The 3,939-nt window shown below is 43.0% G+C and carries 8 protein-coding genes; 2 read left to right on the forward strand and 6 right to left on the reverse strand.

Going from position 1 to position 3,939, the window contains the following annotated elements:
- Positions 1 to 219, reverse strand: a 219-nt coding sequence (locus J3482_RS19600) for a hypothetical protein (RefSeq protein ID WP_206923016.1), incomplete at its 3' end; no start/stop codon positions are given.
- A gap of 188 nt (positions 220 to 407) precedes the next feature.
- Here J3482_RS19600 and J3482_RS19605 point away from each other — a divergent pair.
- Complete coding sequence (locus J3482_RS19605; protein WP_146825019.1) at positions 408 to 809, forward strand: hypothetical protein; 402 nt, start codon at positions 408 to 410, stop codon at positions 807 to 809.
- Between the two features lie 62 nt (positions 810 to 871).
- Here J3482_RS19605 and J3482_RS19610 read toward each other — a convergent pair whose 3' ends face one another.
- The 5 genes from J3482_RS19610 to J3482_RS21950 form a co-directional block, all read right to left on the reverse strand.
- Complete coding sequence (locus J3482_RS19610; RefSeq protein ID WP_223204365.1) at positions 872 to 1,276, reverse strand: polymorphic toxin type 44 domain-containing protein; 405 nt, start codon at positions 1,274 to 1,276, stop codon at positions 872 to 874.
- 118 nt (positions 1,277 to 1,394) lie between these two features.
- Positions 1,395 to 1,727, reverse strand: coding sequence for an integrase core domain-containing protein (locus J3482_RS19615; RefSeq protein ID WP_236018410.1), 333 nt, complete (start codon positions 1,725 to 1,727; stop codon positions 1,395 to 1,397).
- 109 nt (positions 1,728 to 1,836) lie between these two features.
- Entirely contained in the window at positions 1,837 to 2,175 is a 339-nt protein-coding gene (locus J3482_RS19620) for a transposase (RefSeq protein ID WP_206923018.1), read from the reverse strand.
- Positions 2,176 to 2,647: 472 nt separating this feature from the next.
- Positions 2,648 to 2,977 carry a hypothetical protein gene (locus J3482_RS19625; protein WP_206923019.1) on the reverse strand — a complete coding sequence of 110 codons (330 nt, stop codon included), beginning with the start codon at positions 2,975 to 2,977 and terminating at the stop codon, positions 2,648 to 2,650.
- Between the two features lie 63 nt (positions 2,978 to 3,040).
- On the reverse strand, positions 3,041 to 3,460 hold the full coding sequence (locus tag J3482_RS21950) for an ATP-binding cassette domain-containing protein (protein WP_369123486.1): 420 nt from the start codon (positions 3,458 to 3,460) through the stop codon (positions 3,041 to 3,043).
- Between J3482_RS21950 and J3482_RS19635 the strand changes: the two genes are divergently transcribed.
- Entirely contained in the window at positions 3,368 to 3,706 is a 339-nt protein-coding gene (locus tag J3482_RS19635) for a transposase (protein WP_206923021.1), read from the forward strand. The two genes, J3482_RS21950 and J3482_RS19635, sit on opposite strands and share 93 nt — an antisense overlap.
- Positions 3,707 to 3,939: the final 233 nt, after the last annotated feature.

Genomic DNA, 3,939 nt, shown 5'->3' on the forward strand with positions numbered 1-3,939 from the left:
CCTTAGGATTTGTCTATGCGCCGAACGTATCGCCTTGATGCCAGCGTCGGAGCCAAGCCGCTTGAGGTCCTTATATAACAGAGTCGTATCAGGCAGTTTCGGCACGTCCAACTTCAGCTTCAACAGGGGATCTTGTTCGATGTCCTCAAAATCGTAGCGAGTATGAATTGTAGAGCTTTTACGAGCAAACTGGCTTCGTGTATGATTACATTGTTTCACCCAAAAGGTGCTCCTTCCTAGCGAAGATGTGGTTCCCAACAAACTCATCTTAGCCATACGGGGAGCACCTTTTCAATGATTCACACCAGTTCATGAGGACACAATCGTCGAAATCCGGGTTGAATAAAAATTATAATGGTGTCATTTATCGGGGACTACACATCTTTTGTTTATAAGGAGTTGTTTAGATGAAACGTTTGTTCAAAGTAAATATTGTAAGTGCTGTATACGGTTTTTTGTTCTTCATTGCCTTTGAGCTTATCGCTAATGGATATCGAATAAGTAGGCTTGGCGCTTGGGACGGCAGAAACGTATTTCATTTGATCTATCTCTTTGACTTTATCGTTTTGCCACTTTTATTGGCTATATTTCTTTACGCCAAAAATAAGTTCAAGTACTCCTCTTATTGGTCAATCATCCTCTGGGCACCTTATACAGTAATCTTCATGATTAGTTTTGGACAAATATTTCCTCTAACGTACAGAGGTGATTCTACGGGGCCTGGATTCGGTTTTATCATGGCTCTATTGTTTGTCTTTTACATTGCGTATATGTTCATTATGAACTTCATTGGAAAAACAGCAAGATAATAACGGTAAATCTAAAGAGGCTGACGTTCCAGCTCCCGAAACGTCAGCCTCTTTTTTACTTGTTACGCGTATGCTTCAGCATCACTATAACCAGAACGAATATTGTTTTCATCTTCTGTTTCATTTGCACCAGTATCTCCGGACATTACCCCGTCTGCCCATGAAGCAGTTAAAAGTACACTTTCACTAAAGAGGTACTCACCGACATATCCATAATTGTAGTTTCCTAGCCAATCGGAATTTTCATCTTCAACTCCATGGTATGTAGTGCAGCTAAAAATCTTGTCCCACGGACTATAACCTGGTTGTATCTTATAATCCCAAGCCCCTCCCGGCGCTTCTTTACCAGCAAACCAACCGGATGCTGTTGAATAAGGATCCCCTTCGCCAGTCATTTCATATGTTTGTAATGCTGAATTGTAAACCGATGCCAATTGATTGTAGTTGGTAGTTACGATTGTTATCACGTTCAAAGACGGATAACCACCGGATCAACCCCCTCTTATTGGACAATCGATGTCTTTTGAAAAGTGACTTAAGATTCGAACACAACTTCAACGGTATCCAGAATTTTCTCCCGTGTTTTTAAACGCGGATCGACTTTGTCGGCATCAACCCGTTTTTCACATGTTCACGATGGAATTCTGCGGGTGACAAATAGTGAATGCTTGAATGAATCCGCTCGTTGTTGTACCACCTCATGTATTTATCCATCGTTTCGTATGCCTCTGCATACGTCTCAAATTCACATGAGGATAATCTGTCATATTCTAACAGACGATGGAATGACTCAATATGTGCATTCATGTTGAGCGTTTTGGGCGGAATCCGTTCATGTTCAATCTTCAGTTCCTCGCACGCCTCTTCAAATACATTGCTGATAAACTGTGGACTGTTATCTGAGCGAATCACTGGCATTGCTTGTCCACCTGTCAATAGCTTTCTCTTCCACAGTGCGCTTTTTAGCGTCATGACTGCATCTTTCGCTTCACAGCGTAGCCTTTGGCTATCCACTGTCTTGCGATCTTTATTTTGTCCGCAAGTGAGGGTTGGATTTTTTTAATAGGTCACGCAGGATAGAAACCTCAAGCGTTTGTTCCCCTAACGTTTTCTTCAGCTGTTCGTTTGCTTTTTCCAATTCCTTTTTCTCTGCTACAAGCTGTTGATATTCATCACTCGTAACGACCGTAGCACCCGCACGGGTCTTCCCGTTTGAGAGCCCTCCATTCTGATACTGGCGCACCCAACGATTGACCACATTCGAAAGAATGTCATGCTTGCGTGCCACAATCGATACGTTTCCGGTTTCCAAACACTCTTTCACAACCTGCTCCTTAAACTGCTGAGAAAATTTACGTCTTACCACGGACAACGCCTCCTGAGTTTATTGTTCTATAAACATCGGGTATTGTCCAATTATATACCGGGGCTTAAGAGTGACGACGTGATGCATTTTGGTGTACGTGACCATGCGCCACTTTTCGAGAGGATGGAGATTGTTATGCAAGCCCTATGGGGTGATAACAGGGCAACGAAAAAAGGCACTCGTACAAAGTACGAATACCCCTGTTCAGCACCCAAGATGACCCTTTTGGGTAGACTTGCCCTTGACCCTATAATAGCACCGATTTTCGCGGATTTTCTGCAAGAGTTCTGCAGATATATTGCACCAAACATGCATCAAAACTGCACGAAAACCAAAATGTCTTATTGAACTAAAGCCGCCGCTAATTCAAACAATTCGCTCTCATACGATTGCGTAAATTGGTAACTTTGATAAACCGCTTCACAACGCTCTCCTCAAAATCAATGTAGTGTAGGGCCGTACAATGTTACGGCTAATGAGTTATATGCGTTGCAATCATCGCTACGATCAAGTTTGGTAATCCAATCAAAAAAGCTGTGAATGTCCATGAATTCGAAAATCCTCTCGATTCCTTGAACTGCTGCATAAACGACTTAGGTCTTTCCCAAGCGGTTTGTACGGCTGCATTACCCCCACCTATAAATGGTAAAGCGGCCGATGCCATTATAATTAATCCAAATAGCCCAAGCCAATTATCAGTAATATACCATTTCGATGTAATTAAAGAGATGATTATCCCAATAATCGAAATACAAAGGCCTATCGCAAGTCTCCAGAATAGGGCAACGAAAAACAATTTCATTTTTTCAACTCCCTGGATGTATGATCAACGCTTATTCCTTGTGCCCTAATGTAAAGCACATAATCACCTAGGGACAAACTCTAATAGATTTAGTTTGCCGGAGCTTAAGTTATAAATCCTACCACAAACATTCTTCAAAAACTCATCGTTATGCGAAACGATTATAACAGAAAATTCTGCGGGCACACTCCGAATCACTTGAGAAATGCGCTCAATATTCCCCGTATCCAAAGATGCTGTAGGTTCATCTAGGATATATACCGGTACCTTTTTCAATAGAGTTCTATAAAAGGCCACTCTTTGCCACTGTCCACCCGATCTCTTAAGCCCCGTTATATAATTGGACAAGACCTGATGTTTGTAGAAGGATAGACTCAGGAGGGATTGTTCATGGTCAGACGTAAGTTTTCCCAGAAGTTTAAGGAACAGGTTGTGAAGGAATGTTTGGAGACTGGCAATGTGTCCATCGTTGCTCGCAAACATGAGATTCGTGCGAATGTGGTGAACCGTTGGGTAAGCCTCTATAAGAATGGTGGATTTTCGATCGGGAAAACAGGAACCGGCTCGACGAATATCACGACAGATGAATATCAACAGCTGGTGACGGAGAACAAGGAACTCGAAAAAACGAACGAGCAACTCAAGCGGACCTTGGGTGAACAGGCGCTTGAAGTGTCCATCTTGCGTGACCTGTTAAAAAAAGCGAACCCTCACTTGCGGACAAAATAGACATCGCAAGAAAGTGGATAGCCAAAGGCTACGCTGTAAGCCGGGTGCTACGCATTGTGGGGGTCTCTCGTTCCACTTACTATTTCCAACAGACACATGAGCCCAAACCACGAGTCTACCGCGGTGGGAGACCTATACCTGGTTACTCGTTGACGGTGGATGGGCGAAAAGTCAGCGACGGACAAATCAAAGAATGGCTGATGGAAGAGATCGAATCGGATGGACTGGGCTAT

The sequence above is a fragment of the Alicyclobacillus suci genome, assembly GCF_017329615.1.
GTDB classification, from domain to species: Bacteria; Bacillota; Bacilli; order Alicyclobacillales; family Alicyclobacillaceae; genus Alicyclobacillus; species Alicyclobacillus suci.